Below are 25,500 nucleotides of genomic sequence, written 5' to 3' on the forward strand. Positions count from 1 at the left end.
ATAAATGATATATTAACGCCTGATTGGCGCAGTTCATAAAGCCGGTATTGCCATGGTAATTAATACGATAGAAAAACATCCGATCGAGCAGGCGAGTGCTCCGGCTGCCCATTTTTTATCCGACCGCATCTTCAGTCCGGCTGCCAGCCAGGTCAGCCAGACAGCCCCTCCAACCATTACAGATATAAGATACACGTTTCCATATTGTCCAAGCATAAGAGCTCCCAATATAAAAACGGATGCGTATAAAATGCTTTGAAGTTTGGCGGTTTTGTTTCCAGTTATTACTGCCAGTACAGGTATACCTGCTTTTATGTATTCTTCCTTTTTCAAAACGGAAAGAGCCAGCGAGTATGTACAGTACCAGATGAAAAAAAGAAACGCCAAAATCCAGGCCGCTGCATGCAGCGAATCATCTGCTGCAGACCAGGCAATTAAAGGAAGTACAGCGAAAACACCTGCCTGCATAAAACTTCCAAAGCTTGAACGATACTTGAGCCAGTAAGCAAATCCTATAATATATCCGAAAGCCGAGGCTGTTCCAAGCAGTCCGGTTGTCATGCTGATGGAAAAGAGCAGCATAATACCTACAGCTGTTACCAGAAGCCCTGTGCCAAGTGTCTGTTTATCCTTTTTTTCCGTAACGCCCCCGCGCTTTTTACCAAGAAGGGTTTCCACCATAAAGCACCCCTGTAGAAGCAGCCCTGTTCCAGCAAAAGTGAGAATAAACAGATGCAGATTCTGCTGCCATTGAAAACTGGAAAAAGGTTCTGCAGCCAGCATCACTGTAAACGTTATCAAAAATACAGAAAATAAAAGCGCTGTTCTCCTGAATAAAAAGAATGGACGCGCAGTAACTTGGTTTTTTCCGGAGGCCGCTGGATGATGAAGCGAATCAGCAGATGATTCTGTCCTATTCATGATTACACCTCCTATTAAATTAATCCCCCTGTGTGTACGCTTCACTGTTTATATTGTAGCATTAAAATACACTGGTTAGAAACAACAATTACAAGGTCACACCGCAACCTTACTATAATATTATAGCTTAAATGTTCTCCGCTTTCATCTGTTTCCTTATTTTCACAATTTATTCATGTTTACGAAACGCCTCTAAATGTTCATTACTATTAAATTGACTTTTATATGCAGAATCCCTACGATTACAATAGGTTCGTTACTTATACAGCACAGATTGGACTGAGGTGAATAGCAGTGAACAATATTGGCTTAAAGATTTTTGGTGTTTTTACTTCTATTGGAATGTTAATTGTACTTATTCAAGGTTCCCTTGTAACAAAGACAGGTTCCGGAGAAGGATGCGGAGCGACGTGGCCTCTCTGCTTTGGAGAAGTCATACCTGATTCGCCTGCTTTGGAAACTATTATAGAATACAGCCACCGATTATGGTCAGGGCTTATGGGCCTGTTTGTTATCATTCTGGCAGTGTGGGCCTGGAAAAAGCTCCCGCACTTAAGAGAAACAAAATTTATGGCCCTTATGGCTGTCCTTTTTATTGTGTTTCAGGGAATGATGGGAGCCGGTGCTGTTATATGGGGTAATTCCAGCCTTGTACTTGCTCTTCATTTTGGCATTTCCACTATATCTTTTGCTACCGTCGTTCTTCTTACGATTTTAGCATTTGAAAACAAAAAAAATGCCCCTGCTCCTACAGTAAGCAAAGGATACAGAAACTACCTTCTGTTTGTTATCATCTACTGCTACGCTGTTATTTATACCGGTGCCTATGTAAAGCATACGGATGCCACTTATGCGTGTGAAGGCTTTCCGCTCTGCAACAATCAGATTATACCGGATATCAGCGGTGCATTAGGTTTTCAGATAGGCATCCATTTTGCCCATCGTGTATTTGCTACTATCTTATTTATTTTTATCGCCATTTTGATGATCTGGACCATCAGGCGCTTCGCTTCATCTGCTTCATTAAAAACAGCAAGTATTCTTGTTTTTGCTTTAACTATTGTCCAGATCGCGGCCGGCATATCTGTCGTATACGTTACTGCTTACCTGGCTTCCGCCTTAACCCATGCCATTACCGTCACGTTTTTATTTACAACGCTCGGATATATGGTAATGATTGCCACGAGGAAGCCGGCAGTCGGCCGACATTATAAATAACTACTATTTAATAAGATACACAAAACCCCCGCCTCCCTTTGAAAGGGTAGCGGGGGTTTTTTTAATAAGCAGGATCCCCGGTTTCTTTTAGACTAGAGGAAAACATAGAAAGAAGGATCCCTTACCTGCGATTTCGTGATTTCGGAAAGCTTTTTTGCTCATTAAAAAAAATCGTATATAAATGGCTCCAAATCGCTGATACCTGCCTGCAGAAGAGCCACCTGCTCCGGTTTCCCTTGAATTCTTCCGGCTTTCCAGGCCTGTTCGGCGGTGATGTATCCCATAAACACAGCTGCTGCTGTTTGAATGTTCATTTCCAGTCCTTCTTTTTCCGAGTGTCCCGGATAAAAACGGATGTGAATGCTGCCATCTACATTTTCCAGAGTGTAAAATCCTTTATTCCATTCACAAAAATCGTCTTCTATTTTCAGATCAAGTTCTTCCCCTTCTTTTAAGTGCAGTGGGTATTTCTGCAGAAAGGAGGTCATGTCTACAATTCTGGCCATGAAATAACTTTCCCGCTTCTCGGTGATTCTGGAATCCGCAAGCAGAAAACGGCTTGGATCGTTTACTGCCGGCCTTATTTCTACTTCCGTTATCATTGAATCATGCTGGGCTAAGAAACTCCAGAGAGCCGTTCTTGTCTCTTCATCAAGCCATATAAATTCTTTTACTTCCATCTTTTGATTTTTTATTTTATAAATAATGTACCCTCTATCTTCTCCCTGTTCGTTTTTGAACACCGCTATTTCTCCTGTTTTACGCTTTAACACCATATCTTCCCACCACTGCTTATCGCGGAGAACAGCGCCGGTATAGGAAACTGCCCACTTCTCATAAATGGGCTGCAGGACAGCCGCTGCCTTTTGTGTCACCCTGTAAATAGTGCCTTGTTCCAAAGGCACAGGCTGGGGCAGCTGCGAGCTTGAAAGTGTCCATATTTTAGCATCCGCAAACAGCTCCCATCCAAACTTCCGATAAAATGAAAAGGAAAACGGATATAACAGGGAAACTTCACAGCCCCTCTCTTTCACATCTTTCATGGCCGCCCGGAGCAGTTCCCGTACCAATCCACTGCGTCTTTTCTCCGGCCAGGTGGCTACTCCGGAAATGCCTCCCATTTTCATTACTTCCCCGGCAATATAAATCTCGGATGGAAAAATCGTAAGCTTTGAGGCTATTTCTTTATTTTCCACTGCCACCCAGGTATTTTCCGGTTTAATGATTTTTTTACGATCCTCCCGCTGTTCCGTTGAGAGTTCAAACTGAAAAGCAAATTCACCTAGTGTAATATTCTGGTCAACCTCTGCCGGCTTCATTTTTCGTATTTCCACCTTATTCGTCCTCTCCTTTGAACATAGCAATAGCCCGTTTCCGCTGAACAGCATGATCCACTGCCGGCTCTGGATAATCCTTTCCTATAATACACGATGCTTTTTCCTGCTCCTCTTCACTCATTTTCCAGGGCTCATGAATGAATCGGGCAGGCACATCTTTTAAAACGGGCAGGTATTTTTTAATAAATTCTCCATTTTCATCAAAACGCTGACTTTGCCGTATCGGAGAAAACACCCGGAAATAAGGTACTGCATCTGAACCGGTGGAAGCAGCCCACTGCCATCCGCCGGCATTGGAGGATGGATCATAGTCTATCAGACGTTGGCCGAAATACTGCTCTCCCTCCCTCCAATCTTCCAGAAAGTCCTTAACCAGGAAAGAGGCAGTTATCATTCTGCCGCGGTTATGCATCCAGCCTGTTTCATTTAATTGAGTCATGCAGGCGTCAACAACCGGATATCCTGTTTCTGCATTTTTCCATTTATCCAGGTTTTCTTTATTATTACTCCAGCTAAGGGACTGGTAGGCTTCTTTTAATTCCTTTTTTTTCAAGTCAGGATGAGATACATGAATCATATTATAAAAATCCCTCCATGCCAGCTCACTTAAATATGTCCCGGCTCCTTTATCTTCTTCTTCCAGTTTTGGAAGCAGAGCCTCATAAATAGTACGCACTGATATTCTTCCTGTTTTTAAATAAGCTGACAGCCTGCTTGTTCCATCCTCTGCCAGAATATCCCGTTCGTTTTCGTAATATTTAACCGGGTCATCAGCAAATGTATCCAAACGATCGAGGGCATCCTGTTCCTTTACTTTTTCCCATTTTGTTTCAGCCTGTTTATTGTACTCTTTCAATATATCCCGGTCTTTTTTATCAGATAGGGCTTTGTTTACCTGACGGGATGCAAGAAAAGCAGGATCCGTACGAAATGGTTTATCTTTTTGCTTTTTAAACCAGCTTCTGTAATATGGCGTAAATACCTCATAGTAGCTGTCATCTTTTTTCAGTACTTCATCGGAAGCGTGAAAATGAGCATCCTTAAAAGGATAAAAGACAGCTTGTTTTAGGCCCTTCCGTGCTTTTTCATCTCTTTTTACTGCCCTTGGTACTTCATCTTCGTTAAAGAAAACTGCGCTGATTTCTTTTTCTTTGCCTAAATTTTCGAATACTTTCCCGATTTTTCCCACTTTTATGTATAGGCGGATATCTTTTTCTTTGCATTCTTTAGAGAATGCTTCCAGATTTTGAAAAAAATAATCGTGGTGGGGACATGGATCTTCAATTCGTTTTTTTTCTATATGGAAAAAAGCCATCCATGTTCTGGAACTATCTTCCTGCAGCCATTGTTCGAGCGCATACATCGCGTGATTATCAGTGAGCCGTAAATCCCTTCTAAACCATAATAGTGCTGTCTCTGCCATCTTTAATCATCCTCTCTGCTTCACTTTTTCTTATACCCCATTTAAACGTTTTTAAAAATTAAAAAACCGCCTGAAGATATTACGTCTTCAGACGGTTCCTTTTTTATTAGGAGGAAAATTCGATCAGCAGGTCGCCGGTGGCAATCGCATCGCCATCCGCTACGTGAATGGACTTCACTTCCCCATCGAACGGCGCCTGAACGGTCGTTTCCATTTTCATGGCTTCGGTGATCATCAAATGATCGCCTTTTTTTACTTTTTCTCCATCTACCACCAGGGTCTTAATCACAGTCCCCGGCATAGAGGCACCAATTTGATTCGCGTTTTTCTTATCTACCTTCGGCCGTTCCATAACGGAAGCCGCTACGTTCTGGTCTTTAATATTCACTTCCCGCGGCTGGCCGTTCAGTTCGAAGTACACAATTCTCGTACCATTGTCCTGCGGTTTGGAAATCGAAATAAGCTTCACAATCAACGTTTTTCCCTGTTCAATCTCCACTTCGATCTCTTCACCCAGGCGGAGCCCGTAAAAGAACGTAGCCGTATCGAGCACCGTGACATCGCCGAACTGCTGGCGGAAACGCTCGAAATCCATATACACTTTCGGATACAGCGCATAGGACAATAAGTCATGGCTGGTGATCTGGCGGTCTACTTCTTTATACAGCTCTTCCTGCAGGCTTTTAAAGTCTACATCATGCATATTTTCGCCGGGACGATTGGTGATCGCCTCGCGTCCTTTAAGAATGACGTCCTGCAGGTCTTTCGGAAAGCCTTGATACGGCTGGCCCAGATATCCCTGGAACAGCTCTACCACAGAATCAGGAAAGTCGAGACTTCCGCCTTTTTCCAGCACATCTTCTTCCGAAAGGTCATTTTGGACCATATACAAGCCATGTCGCCACCACTTTGGAAGACGGTGTCACTTGACCACATCTCCAAACATGTCGTTCACCCGGCGGTACATTTTCTTCACGTCATTCCAGCGTGCCCCAAGCCCGACCGCTTTCGCCTGCTGCTGCAGATTGCTGTACTGGCCCCCGGCATTTCGTGCTCATACACCTCGTATGCGGCGCATTCATGCCGCTCTCAAAGCCCTGGTAATATTTCCGGGTGTAGTCCCAGTATTCATTCAGCTCTTCGACGGCTTTAATATCGATATCCGGCTGCCTTTCCGTGCCTTTGATCGCATAGTACAGGCTGTTCATGCTGGCTGAGAGTTAACCGGCCATCGAACTGATGCGACATCGACAATATCGACACCTGCTTCAATTACTTTCGCATACGTAAAAATACCATTTCCGCTCGTATCGTGGGTATGCAGATGAATTGGAATCGAAATCGTCTGCTTGAGCTCGGTCACGAGCTGGTACGCCGCTTCCGGCTTCAGGAGTCCAGCCATATCTTTAATACCTAAAATATGGGCGCCTGCCTTTTCCAGAGAAACGGCCATATCTTTATAATACTGCAGGTCATATTTCGTTCGCGCAGAATCAAGAATATCACCGGTGTAGCAGATCGATGCTTCCGCCACTTTCTGCTGGTTTCTCACTTCATCAATGGCCAACTGCATCCCCTCCAGCCAGTTAAGGGAGTCAAAAATACGGAAGACATCGATACCGGCATCGGCACTTTTTTCGACAAATTCCTTAATCACGTTATCCGGATAGTTTTTGTATCCGACGGCATTAGAAGCTCTAAGCAGCATCTGCAGCAGAATATTTGGCATTTTCTCTCTTAGCAGCAGTAGACGCTCCCACGGATCTTCGTGCAGAAAGCGCATGGACACGTCAAACGTTGCCCCGCCCCACATCTCTGACGAAAATAGCTGTGGCAGCATGTGGGACGTCGGTGCGGCAATTTTCTTTAGATCCTGCGTCCGGACTCTTGTCGCGAGCAGTGACTGGTGGGCATCACGGAACGTTGTGTCCGTTAACAGCACCTGCTTTTGGCTTTTCACCCAGTCAGCGAGCCCTTCCGGGCCGCGTTCATCCAATATCTGCTTGGTTCCTTTTAGAGGCTCCGCCGCTTTTTCAATAATAGGTACCGGCGGCTTGTCGAGCACCGGTTTTTTCATTTTTTCCAGTCCCGGGTAGCCGTTCACAATCGTTTCGCCAATAAAGGTAAGCATTTTCGTGCCCCGGTCTTTTCGTTTCGGGAAAACGAACAGTTCCTGTGTCTGATCAATAAAGGACGTATTATAATCGCCGCTCAGAAAGCCGCTGTGCTGCACGAGGTTTTCCAGAAACGGAATGTTGGTGATAATGCCACGGATCCGGAATTCGCGAAGGTTCCGAAGCATTTTAGCTGCAGCGCCTTCAAACGTGAGCGACCAGGTGGATACTTTCACGAGCAGGGAATCATAGTGCGGGGAAATAACGGCCCCTTGAAACCCATTTCCGGCATCAAGCCGCACGCCGAATCCGCCGCTGGAGCGGTAAGCCATAATTTTTCCGGTATCAGGCATAAAATCGTTAGCCGGATCCTCTGTTGTTACACGGGACTGGATCGCATAGCCAAACGTTTTGATATCTTTCTGCTCCGGTATGTTTAATTCTTTCCCATGCAGGGATTTTCCGTCCGCTATATAGAGCTGGGCCTGCACAATATCAAAGCCGGTAATCATTTCGGTAATCGTATGTTCTACCTGCACTCTGGGATTTACTTCGATGAAGAAAAATTCCCCGTGGGGATCCACCAGAAATTCAACCGTTCCCGCATTCACATAATCAATATTTTTACTCAGCTTGACGGCAGCTTCACAGATCTCCTCCCGAAGTTCATCACTCAATGATACGCTTGGAGCAATCTCCACTACTTTCTGGTGCCTTCTCTGCACCGAGCAGTCTCTTTCATATAAGTGCACGACGTTGCCATGCGAGTCTCCAAGGATCTGGACTTCTATGTGTTTCGGACTTTCCACAAACTTCTCAACGTAGACCTCATCATTACCAAATGCCGATTTGGCTTCTGATTTAGCCCGGTCATACGATTCAGATAAAGAATCTGCGTCGCGGACGATTCTCATGCCGCGGCCGCCGCCGCCAAGAGATGCTTTAATAATAAACGGATAGCCATTGGCTTCGGCAAACGACCGGACCTCCTCCAGGCTTTCCACCGGGCCGTCGCTGCCCGGAATAACAGGAAGGCCTGCCTCCAGCGCCGTCGTCCGTGCCTTCACTTTGTCGCCGAACATGTTTAAATGTTTGGTTTCCGGTCCGATAAAAATGATGCCTTCTTCTTCACACCGTCTGGCAAATTCAATATTTTCTGACAAAAATCCATAGCCTGGGTGAATGGCATCAATATTATTTTCCTTTGCGGTCGCAATAATATCTTCAATATCAAGATACGCATCAATGGGCTTTTTTCCTTCTCCCACCAGGTAAGCTTCGTCTGCTTTATAACGGTGAAAAGCCCCTGTGTCTTCCTTAGAGTAAATAGCTACGGTGCGGATATGCAGCTCGGTGCACGCTCTGAAAATTCGGATCGCAATTTCTCCACGATTTGCAACTAATACTTTTTTAATATTTTTCAGTTGGCTCATCTCGTTCCTCCCGGTTTCCATTCTCTCTTTTGCGTTTATTTACTGACAATTCCAAATATATTTTATCATACCATGCCATTTATTTTTGTCAAAAGCCGAAAATTTTTTTCGGGTGTTTCATACATAAAAAAACAAGCTGCGGCCTGCAGCTTGTTTTTAACTATTTACTGTTGCTTCATGGAAAGCAGAAAGCTTTCGCTCTAGCTCGGAAAGAATATGTTTACCCGTCGCATCTTCAATAAGATTCAAACGAATAGCAAAGTCTATCTCACGGGAAAGACCAAACATCTGCGTATCCAATACCTCTTCATAAAGAGGACATTGAGGCATCGTTAAGTTTTCCATCTGGACTTCAATCAGTTTTCTGATTTTTTCGGCATCGGCAACAAGAAGGGCATATGCTTTTTCTTTATGTTCGGTTTCTGCCTTTACGCTCAAGGTGACCCCTCCTAATATTTAGCTAATTAAATCTATCTTATCTATTTACCGGGAAAAATGCAAGAAAGTATTGAAAAGTTCACCATTTTTAAACATCCTGCTTGTTTTCCAAGACTTCCTCTCCTATGATATTATAGTACTATTGCATATACAAGGAGGAATCACATTATGGAGTTTATTCTTTTCATATATGGAAATACAAAATACACGATTACCATTGATCCTACCGTGTGGATTTTTGATGACAGAAAAGTTGACTTGACCACTTGGTTTGAGCAGGAGAAAAAAGCCGATACGAGTCTTGAAGAATACACACGCGCAGCTTCCGAGCACTGGGACAGGGAAATGACAGAAGGCGCCCGTATTCCTAAGCGTACTAAAACAAACGAAGTACGCAATAAAAAAGAAACATTGATTAAGGGCAGCTTTGGCATTCCTTTTCACTATTTTATCGAAAATGCTGAACCCGGGGAAGACGCTTCCAAAGTAGTCGTGGAACGATCTGAAGGATCAGAACTTATTGTGGACCTGGATACGGCAAAAGATTTTATTGCAGGGTTTTCCAAAGACGGATCCAGCCTGAAAGAAGACGGACCTGTTCATATTTATTACGGAAACGGGGAAAATAAAGAAAATCCCATCACTTTCGTGACAGGATTCCGCATCGTTTAGCTATAATAGATCGGCTGCGAGCTGGGCAAGGCCGGATCTTTCTCCCTTTTCCAGCTTTACGTGGCCGCTGATTGATTGATCTTTGAAGACTTCCACCACGTAGGCAAGCCCGTTATTTAATTCATCTAAATAAGGGTGATCAATTTGTTTCGGATCCCCCATCAATACAATTTTGCTTCCTTCCCCTACTCTTGTCAGGATAGTTTTCACTTCATGTTTTGTTAAATTCTGCGCTTCATCAATAATAATAAACTGATCGGGAATACTTCTGCCCCTAATATACGTCAGTGCCTCTACTTCAATAGAACCCATTCCGGCTAGAATCTGATCGAGTTCGCCGGGCTTTTTAGCGTTAAATAAATACTCCAGGTTATCAAAGATCGGCTGCATCCACGGCCTTAGTTTTTCATCTTTTTCACCGGGAAGATAGCCTATATCCTTTCCCATTGGCACAACGGGTCTTGCCACCAGCAGCTTATTGTAATTGCCATAGTCTTCCGTAAGCATAAGTCCACAGGCAAGCGTTAGTAGCGTTTTTCCTGTTCCTGCTTTTCCCGTAAGAGTAACGAGCGGAATGTCGTTTCGTAAAAGAAGCTCGAGCGCCATTTTTTGTTCCACATTCCGTGGTTTAATACCCCAGGCGTGCTCGTGTTCATTCGTAAAAGGCACCAGCTGGGTTGCTGCCGCATTAACCTTACAAAGAGCAGACGAAGACCCTCCTGCGCTGTCCCGAAGCACAACAAATTCATGCGGGTACATCCCTTTTTCTTCTAATTGTTCCAGCGGAAGCGCATTCTCTGCATAGAAGGTATCAATAAGATCTTTTGACACAGCGATATGCCGCTTGCCTCTGTACATATTATCAAATTCCGTTACGCGGTCATTCAGGAAATCTTCGGCATGCAGGCCCAGAGCGTCAGCTTTTACACGCACCAGCCCATCTTTGCTTACTATAATAACGCTTTTTCCTGTTTTTTCTTCAAGCTGCTGCGTATGAAGATTATGGGCTACTGCTAAAATACGGTTATCGTTTGTTACCTCTATAAACATGTCTTTTAGATACTGATAGGATTTATGGTTCAGCTCTACGCGAACAGAACCACCTGAATCAAGCGGCACGCCTTCATGAAGCTTCCCTACAACTCTCAGGCTGTCCAGAATTCTGGCAGTCTCCCGGGCATTCCGGCCGATTTCATCCATGTACCGCTTTTTTGAATCAATTTCTTCCAGCACTACCGCCGGAATCACAACATCGTTTTCTTTAAACTGGTATATAGCACGAGGGTCCTGAAGAAGCACATTAGTATCGAGCACGTATATTTTTTTCAACGTTATTCCCCCCAGAAGTAAGTGAAAGTCTGTTCTATTCTTATAAGAATAGAATGATGTCTATAGGTTGTGGAGGAGGCCTTATACGATCAGACTGTTTTCATGGCCTTCATCACTTGATTATCCAGCTTTGCTGCCGCTTCCGCGTCGTATGTTTTTTCGTAACGCGGGTCCAGCGTCATCTTAGCACCGTAAAACATAATATCCTTTACTTCCTTAATATCGAGTTCCGCCAGCGCCAGCTTAATAGGCACATCTTCTATTTCTTCTTTGAGTATTTTCACTTCGCCGGCAATCGCATACGTAGATCCGTTGCCTATAACAGTAATGACGATACCGGAATTGTGCTTCATGTTTTCCATCATTTTGGACCGGTTATCAATAGTAAATCGAAGTGTTTCTCTATCCGGTGCGTATATCCACGAGAGAACTCTCACATCTGGAGCCTTCGTTTCATAATCTACTGTAGTTAATGAAATGTACCGTTCTTTTTTTAGAAGAGCCAGCAGTTCATCGTTGAGATTTTTTTCCATTCGGTTTGCCATTCCATAACCCCCTTATGTATTTTTAATTCCCTTAACAGGCGGTGCATATGCCTATTATTTTACATATACGACATTTCTGGTGGAAACTCCTTTAATTTCCTGTTCACTAATCGTTCTTTGGAAGTTCATCAGTGATAGCCTTCCATCTTTCATGTTATACTATAAATGAAACAATCTCGATAAAATTGCTCATCCTACTGGAGGATTTAGATATGAAAGTCAAATGTGTACTCTGCGATGACATTCATGATCTTGATGATGGAAATCCGCTGGCTAAGAAACTGCGGAACCGCCCGATTCATACGTATATGTGCGAAACCTGCCAGGCACGAATTGCTAAACGTACAGAAGAAAGAGCGGAGACCGGTAATTTTCATTTATACCGTGACCCTACTCAGGATGATGGATGGTAAAACATGCTGTGTCAAAAGCGCTCCCCGGGAGCGTTTTTTGTATTCATTCTTTTTTCTCCGTATAAGCTATAATAAAAAAGCTTTCCCAAAAGGGAAAGCTTTTTTATGCAGATGGCTGCTGGTTCTGCTCTTGTTTATGGCGTTTCAGCCGCAGACGATATATGGCCAGCACAACTGCTGCTGCAAATAAAGACTCTACTACCGCCATCCCAATAGCAAAGATAGTTAAAGGAAGGGCACCTATGAGAAGGGCACTATAAACGATAACGTTTTTGAGCAGAGGCAGCTTTCGTGCAAAACCCATGTTGAACACAAGAATACACATAATTACTACAGCTGCATACAAAAGCCAAAAGCCCGTAATCGGATATTCATGGATGCCAAGCATACCGGCCGTCCATGACAGCTGGTCCTGAGTAACAGCAATATCTCCGGAATTGGTTGATCCGCCGTTCATTACGTTTCCCTCCTCATGAAATGCCGTTTATGCTGAGGTAGTGCTTTATTTCGATACTTTGCTCCGCTTCTCATCGCGCTCTCTAGCACTCTTATCAAGAATTTTTTTACGAAGACGGATTGATTTTGGTGTTACTTCACAGTACTCGTCCTCGTTTAGATATTCCAATGCTTCTTCAAGCGTCAGAATTCTTGGGCGCTTCATCGTAACCGTGTTGTCTTTGTTAGCGGAACGAACGTTTGTCTGCTGCTTCATCTTAGTGATGTTAACAGTTAAGTCGTTATCACGCGTGTGCTCACCGACGATCATACCTTCGTATATTTCCGTACCCGGCTCAAGGAAAAGGGTACCGCGGTCTTCTACCTGCATCATGCCGTAAGGAGTACATTTTCCTGTTTCCATAGAAACAAGTACACCCTGGCGGCGTCCGCCGACCTGTCCGCTGTGAAGGGGACGATAGCCGTCAAACACGTGGTTAATAATACCGTAACCTTTAGTCTGTGCCATAAATTCCGTAGAATACCCAATAAGGCCTCTGGAAGGAACATAAAATTCCATACGGACCTGACCGTCTCCACGGTTAACCATGTCACGCATTTCTCCCTTTCTTTCTCCAAGAGATTCCATTACTGCACCAGTATAGTCTTCCGGTACGTCTACCTGCACCCGTTCAACCGGCTCAGATACAACACCATCTACTTCTTTAATAATAACCTGAGGCTTGGATACTTGAATTTCATAACCTTCGCGGCGGAGGTTTTCAATAAGAATACTCAAATGAAGCTCGCCGCGTCCTGAAACTGTCCATACATCCGGCGATTCGGTGTGTTCCACACGGAGGCTGACATCTGTTTCAAGCTGTGTCATCAGACGCTCTTCAATTTTTCTGCTTGTAACGTAGTCGCCTTCACGTCCTGCAAAAGGACTGTTGTTTACAAGAAATGTCATTTGAAGAGTAGGCTCATCAATACGGAGTGCCGGAAGCGGATCCTGGTGATCTGCCGGGCAGATTGTTTCTCCGACCATGATGTCTTCAATACCTGCAATAGCAATAAGGTCACCGGCTGTTGCCACGTCGATTTCCATACGCTTTAATCCCATAAAGCCGAAAAGCTTTGTAATTCTAAAGCTTCTAACTGTACCATCAAGTTTAATTAAAGAAACCTGATCGCCGTTTTTAATAGTTCCCCGGAATACTCTTCCAATACCGATACGTCCAAGGTAATCATTATAATCAAGCATAGTAACCTGGAATTGTGCCGGCTCGCTGCTGTTATCAATAGGTGCCGGTACAGTATCAAGGATAACATCAAACAGAATGTCCATCTTACCATCCTGGTTATCTGAATCCATGCTTGCTGTTCCATTAATTGCAGAAGCAAATACTACCGGAAACTCGATCTGCTCTTCATCAGCGCCAAGCTCGATGAATAGATCAAGTACTTCATCCACGACCTCATCAGGGCGGGCCATAGGACGGTCAATTTTGTTAACTACTACAAGAGGGGTAAGCTTTTGTTCCAATGCTTTCTTAAGCACAAAACGTGTCTGCGGCATACATCCTTCGTATGCGTCCACTACTAGAAGTACACCATCTACCATTTTAAGGATACGTTCAACTTCTCCGCCGAAATCGGCGTGTCCTGGAGTATCCATTATGTTAATGCGGGTGTCTTTATACTTTACTGCCGTGTTTTTAGCAAGAATAGTAATACCGCGTTCTTTTTCAATGTCGTTATTGTCCATCGCACGCTCATCGACATGCTCATTTTCCCGATACGTTCCAGACTGTTTTAACAGCTCGTCTACCAATGTTGTTTTTCCGTGGTCAACGTGAGCTATAATAGCAATATTTCTTAAATCATTACGTAATTCCATTCGTTTACCGCTCCTATCCGATACTATCATTCCTTAACCTATCAATTGTAGCACATTCCCTTTTGATTGGAAGTACTTTTTGCTTAATTAAGGGAAAATATCTGTCATGCTTTTAAATTCTCTTATTCCATTGTAGACTATTAAGTAGAATAAAGTAATAGCGAAAAGTGGTGTTTACTACGATGACTGCAGTAAAATGGGTATTTCTTTTCCTCGCCTTTCTTGCTACTTTCAGTATTGCCAGCCTTGGCATTGCTGTTGCGGAAGGCTCTCTTTTGATTGCTGTACTATGTATTGCCGGTTTGCTCGTATCCTTTTATGGAGCGAGAAAATTACGTGTGAAGCAGCAGTCCAACGCATAAGAAACAGCAGTGTTCATTGAACGCTGCTGTTTTTTTCTGCTTTATTTTCATCCGGTGCGTAAGCATAGGCATGCACAGCCGCAATTCCCGCCACAAATATAGAAGGCGCATATACGGTTGTGAACAGCGCAATATATATTATAAAAAAAAGAATTCCGCTGATGAATTTTTTTAAATACATCTGTCCTATTCCGGGGAGCAGCAATGACAGCACGGTGGCAATCACTGCTTTTTTCCCTTTTAAATGTTTCATTCTTTCACCTGCCTTAGATCAGCCGTTTCCGCTGCCGGAACATATTTGCACCGTCCGTATTATTCCCGGTTTTCGTTTTTTACAACCCGGGATACAGTAATTCCATCTCCACTCGGTATAAGGGTGGATTCCAGCTGAGGATGTGATGCTACTTTTTCATTAAACTGCCGGATGGCTTCCGTATAGCGCTTATCTTCCAAGTCGGCATTGAACACAGTATCTCCTGCAAGAACGTTATCTGCGACAATTAAAGCCTGGGGATTGGCAAGTTCTATAGCATAATCGAGATAATTCACATAATTTTTTTTATCCGCATCAATAAAAATAAAATCGTAGGAATTTTCACTTTCTCTTAGATGCTTTAATGTATCAAGGGCCTCGCCGACCATAATTGTTGTCTGGCCTTCAAATCCGGCGCGGATATGGTTCTGCTTGGATACCTGCGCAAAATCTTCATTTACTTCCAGGCTGGTTAAATGCCCTTCTTTTCCAAATCCCCTGGCAAGGCAGATACCGCTGTACCCTCCGAGGGCACCGATTTCCAGTATGTTTTTGGAACGGGATATTTTCACCAGCATAGTTAAGATCTTTCCTACGTTCGGACTCACGGAAATTTCCGGCATATTGTTTTCCCGGATCGATTTGAGTACCTCTGTTAATTCATCATCATTTGACTGAAAAACGGATTGAATATAATCATTTACTTGTTTCATCCTGCATTCCTCCTACAATATTTTATGATTGGCGGGTTAATATTATAGGCTCATTCTCTGTAATGATGATCGTATGTTCATATTGAGCCGATTTTTTCCCATCTCTCGTGCGCGCTGTCCAGCCATTGCTGTCCATTCTGCTGTGCCAGCTTCCTTCATTGATCATCGGCTCTATCGTTACCGCCATCCCTTTTTTTAAACGCTGGCCTTTGCCGGCCTCTCCGAAATGCGGAATTTGTGGATCTTCGTGAATGGTACGTCCAATACCATGACCGGAAAAATTCCTGACTACGGAATAGCCTTCTTTTTCTGCATAGCTTTGGATCGCATGGCCGATGTCACCAATTCTATTCCCGTCCACCGCCTGCTCTATCCCTAAATCGAGGGAATGTTTCGTGACTTCCAGTAATTTTTCTGTCTTATTGGAAACTTTCCCGGCTTTATGGGTCCAGGCGGAATCAGCCAGTCCTCCTCTTAAATTAACTACCATATCAATGGTCACAATATCTCCTTCTTTTAATAAAGAAGCTCTCGGAAAGCCATGGCAGATTTCATCATTTACGCTGGCACAGGTAGCGTACTTATATCCCATGTATCCTTTTTTTCAGGTGTGGCCCCGTGCTTTTTTAAATATGTTTCCACAAAGGTATCTATTTCTCTGGTTGACACCCCCGGCTTTATTCTCTGCTCTATTTCTTTATGGCAGTCTACCAGCAGCTTACCGGCGTCCTCCATTAGCTGTATCTCTCTTGTTGTTTTTTAACGAAATCAAACGTAAGGATCCTTTCTTTATTCAGGATGGTGTTTATTATACTATCTTTATCTTCAGACGTGTATAGATATCAATCCATTATCAGCGGCTGAAAAGATGTATCGGCCCCGAGATCCTCAATATAAGCCGCCCAGGGTAATTACGGCCTCTATATCCTCGAGGCTTGCTGTTTCAACAGGAGAGTGCATATAACGGAGGGGAGCGATACATTAACTGTAGTAATTCCGCTGCCCGTATATCGAATCTTGTCTGCGTCTGTTCCTGTTTGTCTTGGGGTTAGTTCATATTGTATATTTATACCCTGCTTTTCTGCTGTCTCTTTTATTCCGAGGCCGGCTTTTTTATTTACCGGAGGACCTACTGCGAGCACCGGGCCTCCGCCCAGCTTTACTTCCGGCTGACCGCCCCGGTTGGAACCCGGATAATCGTAAGCAAATGTTACATCAATTACTATGGCCAGATCCGGCTGAATGGCAGCTCCTGCATAGTACGCTCCGCCCATATTGGTTTCTTCATTCACTGTACTAACTGCTGCTACGCTGGCCGGGAATGTTTTCTGTTTTAGACGTTTTATCGTTTCTGCCGCGATAAATGCGCCTGTACGATTATCCAGACCCCTGCCGCTGATTTTATTTCCAAAAAGTAATTCTGGAGATCTATGGTAAACGGCTGTATCACCAATAGATATCAGTTTTGCTACCTCTTCTCTATTAGACGCTCCGCAGTCAATGAACAAATCGGAAAAAGAAAAGCCGTCTCCGGTCCCTCCCTGATGCTCGGCATTCACCCCGAATACTCCGGTAACAACTTCTTTTTCCCCCAGTATGTCTACCTTCATACCAAGCGCAGGCTTATGACTGATACCGCCAAGTTTTTCCACTCGTATATAACCCTCTGCATCTATATCTTTAACCAAAAAACCAATCTCATCACAATGCCCGGCGAGCATGATTTTTAATGTACCCTCCGGGTTAATAATAGAAATAGCGTTCCCCGCTCCATCTGCTCTCTGTTCGTCGGCAAATGGCTTCGTGTAATTGAGCCATTTCCGCTGAATATCTTCTTCGCTTCCGGAAGGAGATGGAGTGTTGAGCAGTGTTAATAAAAAATCCATGCTGGATTTATCCATTCCGTATCCTCCTAATGGTAATATTTTGTCTTGTTTCGCTTATATCATAAGCAGTTTAGCACGGCAGGAGTTTTTTTGAAATAATGATTCAAAAAACAGGCAGCTGGGTTTCTTCATACCCAAATGCCTGCTTCTATTAAGCCTTTTGAAGATGTATTTTCCACTTAACTAAAAACTGCCGTGCAAATTCCTCGCAGCGGGTTATTTCTTCGCCTTCCGGATCCAGCTCAATTTTCAAGTTTGGTTCCACAAGCACGGCTCCTTTTTCCTGAAGCTTCATGCTTACTGTATCTATTGCTGCTCCATATTCCAGGTAGGAGGAATCACATGAACCAAAGCAGGCGGCCGGCGTCCCCTTCAGATCAATGTCTTCCATATCGTCATAGAAGTCTTCCAGTTCATAAGGCAGATCTCCATCTCCCCATGTGTACGTTCCAAATAATATACCATCGTAGCTTTCCAGTTCTGCAGCTTCGATATCATCCATATCGATATGCCTTCTTGTTACATCTGCATGAGGCTTGAGTTGACTCTGTATAATATCAGCTATTTCCTCTGTATTTCCGGATAAGCTGGCAAAAACAAGTAGAATAGAAGCCATCGCAGCATTCTCCTTTCAACGATCAGGATATACCCACCATAAATGATAATGATTATCAATGTCAATATCCCCGATACTAGAAAGTTCTGACATTGACTTCTCCCCGCCTGTTTGATACGTTTAATTCACTTTGTATACGTTGGTATACTGGGATCTTTCATGATTTTAATTAAATGATAGGAAAGCAGGCGTCTATTTATGAAAAAAATAAAAATCATAACGGATTCAACTCTTGATATGAGTGAAGAAGACATTCTAAAGTATGGAGTAAAAGTAGTTCCGCTTTCTATTTCCATAGATGAAGAAACCTTTTTGGACAGGATAGATATTTCTCCACAGGAATTTATTAAAAAAATGAAAGCTTCTAATGAATTACCTAAAACCTCCCAGCCTTCTCCGGGTGCTTTTGCCGAGGTGTATGATGAGATTCATAAAGAAGGTTTCCAGGTTTTATCGATACATGCCTCAAGCGGACTCAGTGGTACGATTAATGCTGCGTATACTGCTTCTGAGATGACAGAAGCTGATGTCACTATAATAGATTCCAAATTCATTTCGAAAGCGCTGTCTTTTCAAGTAGAAGAAGCATGCGAGATGGCAGCCGAGAATAAATGCATGGCTGAAATAGTTACGAAATTGGAACAGATTCAAAAAAATACACACCTGTTTGTCGTAGTGCATACTCTGGAGAATCTAATAAAAGGCGGCCGTATTGGGAAAGGACGCGGACTGATCGGCACTCTGCTTAAAATAAAACCTATTGCTGTTCTTGAAGATGGTGTATATGCGCCGGTGACAAAAGTAAGAAGTTCCTCTCAGGTCATTCGTTTTCTAAGTGAACAGTTCGCTTCCGATACTGCCGGACGCACCGTTAAAAAAGCCGGCATTGCTCACGCGGATGGAAAAGACCTTGCTTTAAAAACATCTGAGGCGATTAGAAAAACAGCTCCCGGGCTTACCATTCCCATTGAGGACACTACACCGGTTATCAGCACGCATACAGGTCCCGGTGCCATAGCTTTTATGTACGAATTAGAGGAATAATAAAAACAAGCTGCCGCAAGGGAGCTTGTAGATTCATCTTAATAGATTGGAACTATCATTACTTACTGAATTCTAATTTTCGAATAATATCTTCGGCCAGTTCATGCACAAGGCGGACCTGGTCATTTGTGTTTTCCGAAGGAGATGAACCATTCCGAACTGCAGACAGGAAATCTTCAATCATAGGTGTAAATCCTCTCTTCGTTAATGTTGGTTCCCAGTCATCCTCCCCCTGCTTTTCTGTTCGTTTATCTTTTAAAATATACAGCTCCCGAACATTCTCCGCTATTCTTTTTTCATCCGCCCCGGCCGCTTCCGCACGCTCTTCCGATGCTCCATTCACTCTGTTCATTACAGCGATTGCTGTACTTCCTCCGCCTGTTATCTGCACCACTGCGTGATGCAGGCAGTTTTCTTTAACTTCACCGGAAACATGCACGTGTTCAATATCGTGCGGAAACAGAAAAAGAACAGTATCGATCACATGGATAAAATCGTCCAGCACAAATTCTCTTACAGTATCCAACTGGAAGGTTCGGTTTTTCTGCATCAGAATCATAGTAGGGTCTTTTACTTCTTTAAGCTTCTGGTAGACTTTAGCATACCGCCTGTTAAATCCAACCATAAGTAATAAACCTAATCGATTTGCTTTATCAATCAACCGGTTGGTGGCCTCTGCATTATTTGTTAACGGTTTATCTACATACACATGTATGTTGTGATCAAGCAGAAAATCAATTATTTTCTCATGGGAGTCGGTGGATGAATGAACAAAGGCTGCGTCAAGCTTTTGTTCTACGAGTGTTTCTAAAGAAGTGTGACCATTCCTGATATGAAAACGATCCATTACGTCCTGCAGTACTTGTTCATTTCTGGTGCATAAGTGAATGTCTATCTGCTTCATTTGGGATATACTGGGCAGATATGCTTTTAACGCTATATTACCTAGTCCAATTATTCCTATCTTCATAATTCCCTCCAGTAGAACGTTTTTTTATAGTATAGCAGGTCCATGCCTTGACCTGAATCCTTCTTTTTCCATCAGCCGCTTTTAATAAAATCTCAAGCGCATCCCCCAGGAGTTTTTTCTTTCCAGGTGGTTCTTTAGTTTTGACTATGGAAGGCTATATAATAGAAGAAGATTCCCAGGATAGGATGGATACATATGTTTTCTTTTTTTAAGCGGTTTCCCTTAAAGCTTCTGCATAAAATGATTTTATTGATGAGCGTGCTTTTAGTTATCAGCATTGGCACAGCTGCCTTTTTTGTATTCGTAGTGCTTTCCGATTCCCTCGAAAAAAATGTAGGTGATAATGCTTTGAATCTTGCAATTACAGTAGCCAATATACCTGACATACAGGAAGCATTCAGCAGAGAAAATCCTGAAGCTTTTATTCAGCCGATAGTGGACCCGATGCGCGAGCAGACCGATGCTGAATTTATTGTAGTAGGCAATACCGAGGAAATACGTTACTCCCATCCAGAACAGAATCGTATAGGAGAGCAGATGATCGGAGCGGACAATGAACGCGCTCTGCTCGGGGGCGAAAGCTATGTAAGCCGGGAGGAAGGATCGCTTGGTCCCTCTATCCGCGGTAAGGCACCTGTTTATGATGAAGACGGTACAATTATCGGAGTTGTATCTGTTGGTTTCCTTGTAAATGAAGTAAATGATACGATAAACGCATTTCGTACAGAAATCATGATCCTTCTGGCTTTTCTGCTGACCGTCAGTATTATAGGTGCCGTGTTTATTGCCTATCATATTAAAAAACAATTATTCGGCCTGGAACCGGCCGAAATTTCACAGCTTTATCTTCAAAAAGAAACGATACTGCAGACTACTTATGAGGGAATTATTGCTTTTGACCGCCACTTTAAGCCAACTTTAATTAACCACGCTGCTTCCACTATTGCAGCTTCCTTACAATATTCCCATAGAGATGAAAAAGAAAATTATCTCGTCGGCCTGATCCCTGCTTCTTTGGTAGAAGATGTGTACCATTCCGGAGAAAGCTTGTCGAAGCAGGAAATACCATTTGATAACACGACTTTAATACTGAGTCTTATTCCGATTAAACATGAAAAAGAGCCTGTAGGAGCAGTTGCTTCCTTTCACCATAAGTCCGAGCTGGATGTAATGGCGAAGGAACTATCCCAGACGCTGCAGTATGCAGACACATTGAGAGCGCAGGCACATGAATTTTTCAACAAGTTATTTACTATTTCAGGAATGCTCCAGCTTGGAAAAAAAGAAGAAGCCGTTCAGTATATACAAGAAGAAACCAATATCCAGCAGAGCCGCCTGCAGTTTTTCATCAAAAATGTATCTGATCCGGCACTGGCAGGACTTTTACTCGGAAAGTACAATCAGGCTTCTGAATTAAAAACAGCCATGCATATTGACGAGGAAAGCAGCTTAGCCTCTCCACTGTCCGAACAACAGCGCAGAACGTTGTTAACCGTTATCGGGAATTTAATCGAGAACGCCTTTGACGCATTGGCAGGGCAGCCTGATCCAGCTGTGTGGATTCATTTTCATGATGCCGGTGACAATATTATTATAGAAGTTGAAGATAATGGTCCTGGTATTTCTGAGGATGTGGCAGATTCTTTATTTGAAAAAGGAATAACGACAAGACAGGAAAAAGGCCGCGGCATTGGACTTCATCTCTGCCATATCCAGGTAAAGGAAGCAGGCGGCTTCATTTATGTAGAAGAAGGAGAATACGGCGGTGCCTGCTTTATTGCAGTGATCCCTAAATAAAAGGAGGAATCGGCGTTGACCACGCTAAGTGTATTAATTGTAGAAGACGACTTTAGAGTTGCCGGTATCATCGAAGATGCGGTTCATAACGGTGCCTCGTACCAGGTTGTCAATAAAACCAAAACAGCCCGGGAAACAATAGATTTTCTTAAAAGCTGTCCCTCGCTTCCAGACTTAGTTCTTCTCGATGTATATATTCCGGATGCGGACGGCCTTTCCCTTCTTCGTGAAATACGGGAGTTATACGGAAAGCTTGATATTATTATGATTACGGCTGCCCGCGAGACTGAAACGATACAGGAAGCAATTCGATCCGGTATTTATGATTATATTTTAAAGCCGATAGATTTTCAGCGGTTTCAGGAAACACTGAAGCAATATGCCAGCCATCATGCCATGCTTCAGCAGCAGGGAGAGCTTGAACAGGAGGATATCGACCGGCTTATCCATCAGAAAAAAAACACGGCTTCCCGACTGGACGAAGTTCTTCCTAAAGGAATCGATCCTGCCACACTTGAACATATTAAAAATTCCCTTAATAAAGAGCAGGCGGGCGTTTCTGCGGCAAAAGCTGCCGGCCTGGCAGGGGTAAGCCGCCCTACAGCCCGGCGTTATCTGGAATATCTGGCCAGCATAAATTATGCAGAAGTATTTTCAAGCTACGGAGACCCGGGAAGGCCTCAGCGTCTTTACCAGGTTACAGCCCGTAAAAATTAAAAAGCACCTGCCGGGGCAGGTGCTTTTTCCAGGCTGTCGAGAAAGTTTTCTTTCTCGGCAGTTTTTTTGTGGGCAAGCAGCTGGAATGGTCGTATACTGAAAAGAAAAGGGGCGATCCTAAGATGCTTGGCAAAGCCAAAAACCATCGACGCGATCAAGTGACTGTTTCTGTAGAAGAACTGGTGCCCGCTGATCACTTTCTCCGCACCATTGATACGATGATTGATTTTCAGTTTATTGAAGAAAAACTGGCTGCCTATTATTCGCCGACCATCGGTCGGCCCTCCATTCCACCGATCACGTTGTTTAAAATGATGTTTATCGGCTATTTTTATGGCATTCGTTCGGAACGGCAATTGGAAAAAGAGCTTCAGACCAACGTCGCCTATCGTTGGTTTCTTGGTCTTTCTCTGACGGATCGCATTCCAGATCATTCCACGATCAGCTGGAACCGTCAGACCCGGTTTCTGGATACCACCGTATTTGAAGATATTTTTAATGCCATTGTTCATCAAGCAGAGGGCCATGGATTGGTGGACGGTCGGATTTTAGTGAGTGACTCCACCCATGTCAAAGCGAATGCCAATAAAAACAAATTTCTACGTAAAGCCAAATCCCCCAAAGTTCCTGCCTATCTAGCAGAACTGGAAGCCGAAGTGCAAGCCGATCGGGAAAAAGAAGGAAAAAAGCGCTCGGACCCCGGAAGGAGAGGAAGCCCGCCGACCCAGCGATGACCCGAATCAGTCGGACTGATCCGGATAGTGGATTCATGATGCGAGATGGCAAACCGCAGGGATTTTTCTACCTCGACCACCGGACGGTGGACGCCAAATATAATATCATTACCGATACCTATATCACGCCCGGTAACGTCCACGATGCGGATCCGTATCTGGACCGACTGGAGGTGCAGCGGGCTACGTTTGATTTCCCGGTAGAGGCGGTGGCGCTCGACGCCGGCTATTTTACAGGCTATTTGTGCAAAAAGCTCGAAGAGCAGGGAATTTATGCGGTGATGGGATACCGTCGCTACGGAAAAAGCCGCCGGTACCTGCCGAAACGGAAGTTTCGATACATCGCGTCCAAAAAAGCCTATGTATGCCCGATGGGCTGTATGTTGACCTACCGCCTTACCGATCGGGAAGGATATCGTCAGTATCGTTCCCGCCCGCAGGACTGTCAGGGCTGTCCGATGCGGGAGACTTGTTTTTCGCCTGCCGCTTCCTCCCGGTTAATTAGCCGACATATATGGGAGGATGGGAAAGACCGGGCGCGAGCAAGAAAACGAACGAAGACAGGAAAAGCCTTGTACCATTTACGCAGCCAGACCATCGAACGGAGCTTTGGCGATGCCAAAGAGCTCCACGGTTTTCGGTACACGCGGTATCGCGGGCACCCGTCTGTCCAAGCGCAGGCCCATCTCACCGCTGCCTGTCAAAACATGAAAAAAATCGCCCTCTATCTCGCCAAACGGTCGGCTTAGAGGACGATTTTTTGCGAAAGAAGTGAAAAAAACGTGGATCGAACGATCCACGGGAAAAAACAACCTTGTTTCTTTCATTTCTCAACAACCTGTAAAAAGCACCTGCCGGGGCAGGTGCTTTTTCTATACTCCTATAATGCCAATCATCCATGCAACGCCTAATAGAATGATGCTGAACCCCCATACCCAGAAAAACGAATAGCGCAGATGCCTGCCCATCTCAATACCGGCAAGGCCAAGTCCAAGCCATAAAGCAGGGGCAAATGGACTCACCATCGTTCCAATGATATTTCCAATTACCAATGTATATATAATCGTTGTAGAAGCTACTCCTGCCTGAGAGACAATTTGTTCTACAATTGGAACTAAGGCAAAGTAGTAAGCATCTGTACTTAATACTAAATCAAATGGAACACCGAACAATCCAATAATAATGTGCAGATATGGAATAAAAACAGCCGGCAGCAGGTTAACAATATCTCCTGCCATTTCATCAAGCATTCCCGTTCCTTCTAAAATTCCTAAAAAGGAACCCGCAGCTAAAATAATACCTGCCATCATCAGGGCATTTGGTGCGTGGGCCTTAATGCGGTCCATTTGCTCATCCACTTTTGGGTAATTCAACGGAAGTGCTATCGCAAGTCCTATCATAAACACAAAGCCGGAAGGAAGGAAGCCGCTCATCAGCATGCCTATTACCCCAGCAGTCAGCAGAATATTAATCCACAGCAGTTTCGGCCTTCTCAGCTTTTCCCGTTCTTCCTCATTAACAGTCATTTCCTTTGCAGATACATCTACTGCTGCAGCTGATTCACGGTACGCTTCTATACCAAATTTTTGTTCTATACGTTTCTTTTCTCTCCACCCAAACAAAGCGCCGATAATAAACAGCAGTCCGATTTCTATAAGCTGAAGAGGAATGAGAGGCCTCCATAATTCGACAGGATCCATATTCAATACAGAAGCCGCTCTCCCGATCGGTCCTGCCCAGGGAAGCAGGTTCATCACTCCAATACTCAGGACAACAAGCAGCATTAATAAATAGGGACTCATATGCAGTCGTTTGTATAAAGGCAGTAGTGCAGGGATCGTAATAAGAAAGGTTGACGCCCCTGATCCATCAAGTCCCGCAATGATTGCGATGGCTATAGTTACCATTGCTACGATTATCACATTTCCTCTTGTAAGGGAAACAAGTTTTTTTATTATTGGATCAAATAAACCAGCATCCTGCATAATTCCAAAAAACAATATAGCAAATATAAACATAATGACGACAGATATGACGGCATCGATACCATCCTCAAAATACCCTGTCAATTCAGCGGCACCGGTCCCCAGAAGCAGTGCACTAATAACGGGAATAAGTATCAATGCTACTACAGGAGATATTTTTTTAGTAATAAGCAGGGTAACAATAGTAAAAATCGTTATAAAAATAAACTAGTCATTATTCGTTCCTCCTCCACTCTATCTTCGGT

24 protein-coding genes and 3 pseudogenes are annotated in these 25,500 nt (G+C 43.8%); 8 read left to right on the forward strand and 19 right to left on the reverse strand.

The features are described from left to right. Window positions 1-33: 33 nt before the first annotated feature. A complete protein-coding gene (locus MMY81_RS23035; RefSeq protein WP_252314694.1) occupies window positions 34-921 on the reverse strand; it encodes a UbiA family prenyltransferase in 888 nt (295 codons plus the stop codon). A gap of 294 nt (window positions 922-1,215) precedes the next feature. Here MMY81_RS23035 and MMY81_RS23040 point away from each other — a divergent pair, with 294 nt between their 5' ends. Beyond that, a complete protein-coding gene (locus MMY81_RS23040) occupies window positions 1,216-2,139 on the forward strand; it encodes a COX15/CtaA family protein (protein ID WP_252314695.1) in 924 nt (307 codons plus the stop codon). 161 nt (window positions 2,140-2,300) lie between these two features. Here MMY81_RS23040 and MMY81_RS23045 read toward each other — a convergent pair whose 3' ends face one another. From MMY81_RS23045 to MMY81_RS23060, 7 genes and pseudogenes are all read right to left on the reverse strand, one after another. Next, window positions 2,301-3,473 carry a GNAT family N-acetyltransferase gene (locus MMY81_RS23045; RefSeq protein ID WP_252314696.1) on the reverse strand — a complete coding sequence of 391 codons (1,173 nt, stop codon included), beginning with the start codon at window positions 3,471-3,473 and terminating at the stop codon, window positions 2,301-2,303. A gap of 1 nt (window position 3,474) precedes the next feature. Continuing rightward, a complete protein-coding gene (locus MMY81_RS23050) occupies window positions 3,475-4,899 on the reverse strand; it encodes a cryptochrome/photolyase family protein (RefSeq protein WP_252314697.1) in 1,425 nt (474 codons plus the stop codon). Window positions 4,900-5,005: 106 nt separating this feature from the next. Continuing rightward, complete coding sequence (locus MMY81_RS35700; RefSeq protein WP_374562659.1) at window positions 5,006-5,251, reverse strand: biotin/lipoyl-containing protein; 246 nt, start codon at window positions 5,249-5,251, stop codon at window positions 5,006-5,008. A 171-nt stretch (window positions 5,252-5,422) separates the two neighbouring features. Beyond that, window positions 5,423-5,923: pseudogene (locus tag MMY81_RS35705) on the reverse strand (pyruvate carboxylase); the annotation flags it as partial. Next, complete coding sequence (locus MMY81_RS35710) at window positions 5,877-6,107, reverse strand: hypothetical protein (protein ID WP_374562635.1); 231 nt, start codon at window positions 6,105-6,107, stop codon at window positions 5,877-5,879. The gene MMY81_RS35710 and the pseudogene MMY81_RS35705, both read right to left, overlap by 47 nt. 28 nt (window positions 6,108-6,135) lie before the next feature. Then, window positions 6,136-8,446, reverse strand: a pseudogene (pyc, locus tag MMY81_RS23055) (pyruvate carboxylase); the annotation flags it as partial. Between the two features lie 156 nt (window positions 8,447-8,602). Further along, complete coding sequence (locus tag MMY81_RS23060; protein WP_120192368.1) at window positions 8,603-8,884, reverse strand: Fpa/YlaN family protein; 282 nt, start codon at window positions 8,882-8,884, stop codon at window positions 8,603-8,605. 168 nt (window positions 8,885-9,052) lie between these two features. Here MMY81_RS23060 and MMY81_RS23065 point away from each other — a divergent pair, with 168 nt between their 5' ends. After that, window positions 9,053-9,556: a peptidyl-prolyl cis-trans isomerase gene (locus tag MMY81_RS23065; RefSeq protein WP_252314698.1), complete on the forward strand. Its 504-nt coding sequence runs from the start codon at window positions 9,053-9,055 to the stop codon at window positions 9,554-9,556. Here the strand turns inward: MMY81_RS23065 and MMY81_RS23070 are convergent, their stop codons facing one another. Then, window positions 9,557-10,885 carry a PhoH family protein gene (locus MMY81_RS23070; RefSeq protein ID WP_252314699.1) on the reverse strand — a complete coding sequence of 443 codons (1,329 nt, stop codon included), beginning with the start codon at window positions 10,883-10,885 and terminating at the stop codon, window positions 9,557-9,559. Window positions 10,886-10,974: 89 nt separating this feature from the next. Then, entirely contained in the window at window positions 10,975-11,430 is a 456-nt protein-coding gene (locus tag MMY81_RS23075; protein ID WP_252314700.1) for a pyridoxamine 5'-phosphate oxidase family protein, read from the reverse strand. A 212-nt stretch (window positions 11,431-11,642) separates the two neighbouring features. Here MMY81_RS23075 and MMY81_RS23080 point away from each other — a divergent pair, with 212 nt between their 5' ends. Continuing rightward, window positions 11,643-11,843: a YlaI family protein gene (locus tag MMY81_RS23080; protein ID WP_252314701.1), complete on the forward strand. Its 201-nt coding sequence runs from the start codon at window positions 11,643-11,645 to the stop codon at window positions 11,841-11,843. Between the two features lie 103 nt (window positions 11,844-11,946). Here MMY81_RS23080 and MMY81_RS23085 read toward each other — a convergent pair whose 3' ends face one another. Further along, entirely contained in the window at window positions 11,947-12,300 is a 354-nt protein-coding gene (locus MMY81_RS23085; protein WP_120192373.1) for a YlaH-like family protein, read from the reverse strand. A 45-nt stretch (window positions 12,301-12,345) separates the two neighbouring features. Beyond that, a complete protein-coding gene (typA, locus tag MMY81_RS23090; RefSeq protein WP_252314702.1) occupies window positions 12,346-14,178 on the reverse strand; it encodes a translational GTPase TypA in 1,833 nt (610 codons plus the stop codon). A gap of 182 nt (window positions 14,179-14,360) precedes the next feature. Between typA and MMY81_RS23095 the strand changes: the two genes are divergently transcribed. After that, window positions 14,361-14,540, forward strand: a complete 180-nt coding sequence (locus MMY81_RS23095; protein WP_120192375.1) for a DUF5325 family protein — start codon at window positions 14,361-14,363, stop codon at window positions 14,538-14,540. Window positions 14,541-14,553: 13 nt separating this feature from the next. On the opposite strand, the gene MMY81_RS23100 is transcribed toward MMY81_RS23095, so the two are convergent. From MMY81_RS23100 to MMY81_RS23120, 5 genes and pseudogenes are all read right to left on the reverse strand, one after another. Then, window positions 14,554-14,793 (reverse strand): hypothetical protein, encoded by a 240-nt coding sequence (locus tag MMY81_RS23100; RefSeq protein WP_120192376.1) that lies wholly within the window; start codon window positions 14,791-14,793, stop codon window positions 14,554-14,556. 59 nt (window positions 14,794-14,852) lie between these two features. Next, a complete protein-coding gene (locus MMY81_RS23105) occupies window positions 14,853-15,506 on the reverse strand; it encodes an O-methyltransferase (RefSeq protein WP_252314703.1) in 654 nt (217 codons plus the stop codon). Between the two features lie 22 nt (window positions 15,507-15,528). Beyond that, window positions 15,529-16,241, reverse strand: a pseudogene (gene map, locus MMY81_RS23110) (type I methionyl aminopeptidase). A 185-nt stretch (window positions 16,242-16,426) separates the two neighbouring features. Then, window positions 16,427-17,407, reverse strand: a complete 981-nt coding sequence (locus tag MMY81_RS23115) for a zinc-binding metallopeptidase family protein (RefSeq protein ID WP_252314704.1) — start codon at window positions 17,405-17,407, stop codon at window positions 16,427-16,429. Window positions 17,408-17,543: 136 nt separating this feature from the next. Then, window positions 17,544-18,008, reverse strand: coding sequence for a flavodoxin (locus MMY81_RS23120; protein ID WP_252314705.1), 465 nt, complete (start codon window positions 18,006-18,008; stop codon window positions 17,544-17,546). Between the two features lie 198 nt (window positions 18,009-18,206). Here MMY81_RS23120 and MMY81_RS23125 point away from each other — a divergent pair, with 198 nt between their 5' ends. Continuing rightward, window positions 18,207-19,052 carry a DegV family protein gene (locus tag MMY81_RS23125; protein WP_252314706.1) on the forward strand — a complete coding sequence of 282 codons (846 nt, stop codon included), beginning with the start codon at window positions 18,207-18,209 and terminating at the stop codon, window positions 19,050-19,052. 58 nt (window positions 19,053-19,110) lie between these two features. Here MMY81_RS23125 and MMY81_RS23130 read toward each other — a convergent pair whose 3' ends face one another. Beyond that, a complete protein-coding gene (locus tag MMY81_RS23130) occupies window positions 19,111-20,022 on the reverse strand; it encodes a Gfo/Idh/MocA family protein (RefSeq protein WP_252314707.1) in 912 nt (303 codons plus the stop codon). Window positions 20,023-20,217: 195 nt separating this feature from the next. Between MMY81_RS23130 and MMY81_RS23135 the strand changes: the two genes are divergently transcribed. The 3 genes from MMY81_RS23135 (at window position 20,218) to MMY81_RS23145 (ending at window position 24,019) form a co-directional block, all read left to right on the forward strand. Continuing rightward, window positions 20,218-21,819, forward strand: coding sequence for an ATP-binding protein (locus MMY81_RS23135; protein ID WP_252314708.1), 1,602 nt, complete (start codon window positions 20,218-20,220; stop codon window positions 21,817-21,819). Between the two features lie 15 nt (window positions 21,820-21,834). Further along, complete coding sequence (locus MMY81_RS23140) at window positions 21,835-22,536, forward strand: response regulator (protein ID WP_252314709.1); 702 nt, start codon at window positions 21,835-21,837, stop codon at window positions 22,534-22,536. A 122-nt stretch (window positions 22,537-22,658) separates the two neighbouring features. Then, window positions 22,659-24,019 (forward strand): IS1182 family transposase gene (locus MMY81_RS23145; RefSeq protein WP_374561984.1). Its coding sequence is split into 2 segments (ribosomal slippage): window positions 22,659-23,237 and window positions 23,240-24,019, totalling 1,359 coding nucleotides; the frame shifts between segments, so codons are not numbered across the junction. A gap of 123 nt (window positions 24,020-24,142) precedes the next feature. Here the strand turns inward: MMY81_RS23145 and MMY81_RS23150 are convergent. Then, window positions 24,143-25,459, reverse strand: coding sequence for a CitMHS family transporter (locus MMY81_RS23150; protein WP_252314729.1), 1,317 nt, complete (start codon window positions 25,457-25,459; stop codon window positions 24,143-24,145). Window positions 25,460-25,500 lie beyond the last annotated feature (41 nt).

Source organism: Sinobaca sp. H24 (assembly GCF_023845525.1).

Excerpts from the sequence above, each read along its gene's own strand:
- MMY81_RS23080 (WP_252314701.1), top strand. The coding sequence starts at position 11,643 with ATGAAAGTCAAATGTGTACTCTGCGATGACATTCATGATCTTGATGAT.
- typA (WP_252314702.1), bottom strand. The coding sequence starts at position 14,178 with ATGGAATTACGTAATGATTTAAGAAATATTGCTATTATAGCTCACGTT.
- MMY81_RS23050 (WP_252314697.1), bottom strand. The coding sequence starts at position 4,899 with ATGGCAGAGACAGCACTATTATGGTTTAGAAGGGATTTACGGCTCACT.
- MMY81_RS23075 (WP_252314700.1), bottom strand. The coding sequence starts at position 11,430 with ATGGCAAACCGAATGGAAAAAAATCTCAACGATGAACTGCTGGCTCTT.
- MMY81_RS23065 (WP_252314698.1), top strand. The coding sequence starts at position 9,053 with ATGGAGTTTATTCTTTTCATATATGGAAATACAAAATACACGATTACC.
- MMY81_RS23100 (WP_120192376.1), bottom strand. The coding sequence starts at position 14,793 with ATGAAACATTTAAAAGGGAAAAAAGCAGTGATTGCCACCGTGCTGTCA.
- MMY81_RS23120 (WP_252314705.1), bottom strand. The coding sequence starts at position 18,008 with ATGGCTTCTATTCTACTTGTTTTTGCCAGCTTATCCGGAAATACAGAG.
- MMY81_RS23105 (WP_252314703.1), bottom strand. The coding sequence starts at position 15,506 with ATGAAACAAGTAAATGATTATATTCAATCCGTTTTTCAGTCAAATGAT.
- MMY81_RS35700 (WP_374562659.1), bottom strand. The coding sequence starts at position 5,251 with ATGGAACGGCCGAAGGTAGATAAGAAAAACGCGAATCAAATTGGTGCC.
- MMY81_RS23135 (WP_252314708.1), top strand. The coding sequence starts at position 20,218 with ATGTTTTCTTTTTTTAAGCGGTTTCCCTTAAAGCTTCTGCATAAAATG.
- MMY81_RS23095 (WP_120192375.1), top strand. The coding sequence starts at position 14,361 with ATGACTGCAGTAAAATGGGTATTTCTTTTCCTCGCCTTTCTTGCTACT.
- MMY81_RS23125 (WP_252314706.1), top strand. The coding sequence starts at position 18,207 with ATGAAAAAAATAAAAATCATAACGGATTCAACTCTTGATATGAGTGAA.
- MMY81_RS23085 (WP_120192373.1), bottom strand. The coding sequence starts at position 12,300 with ATGAACGGCGGATCAACCAATTCCGGAGATATTGCTGTTACTCAGGAC.
- MMY81_RS23035 (WP_252314694.1), bottom strand. The coding sequence starts at position 921 with ATGAATAGGACAGAATCATCTGCTGATTCGCTTCATCATCCAGCGGCC.
- MMY81_RS23130 (WP_252314707.1), bottom strand. The coding sequence starts at position 20,022 with ATGAAGATAGGAATAATTGGACTAGGTAATATAGCGTTAAAAGCATAT.
- MMY81_RS35710 (WP_374562635.1), bottom strand. The coding sequence starts at position 6,107 with ATGAACAGCCTGTACTATGCGATCAAAGGCACGGAAAGGCAGCCGGAT.
- MMY81_RS23115 (WP_252314704.1), bottom strand. The coding sequence starts at position 17,407 with ATGGATAAATCCAGCATGGATTTTTTATTAACACTGCTCAACACTCCA.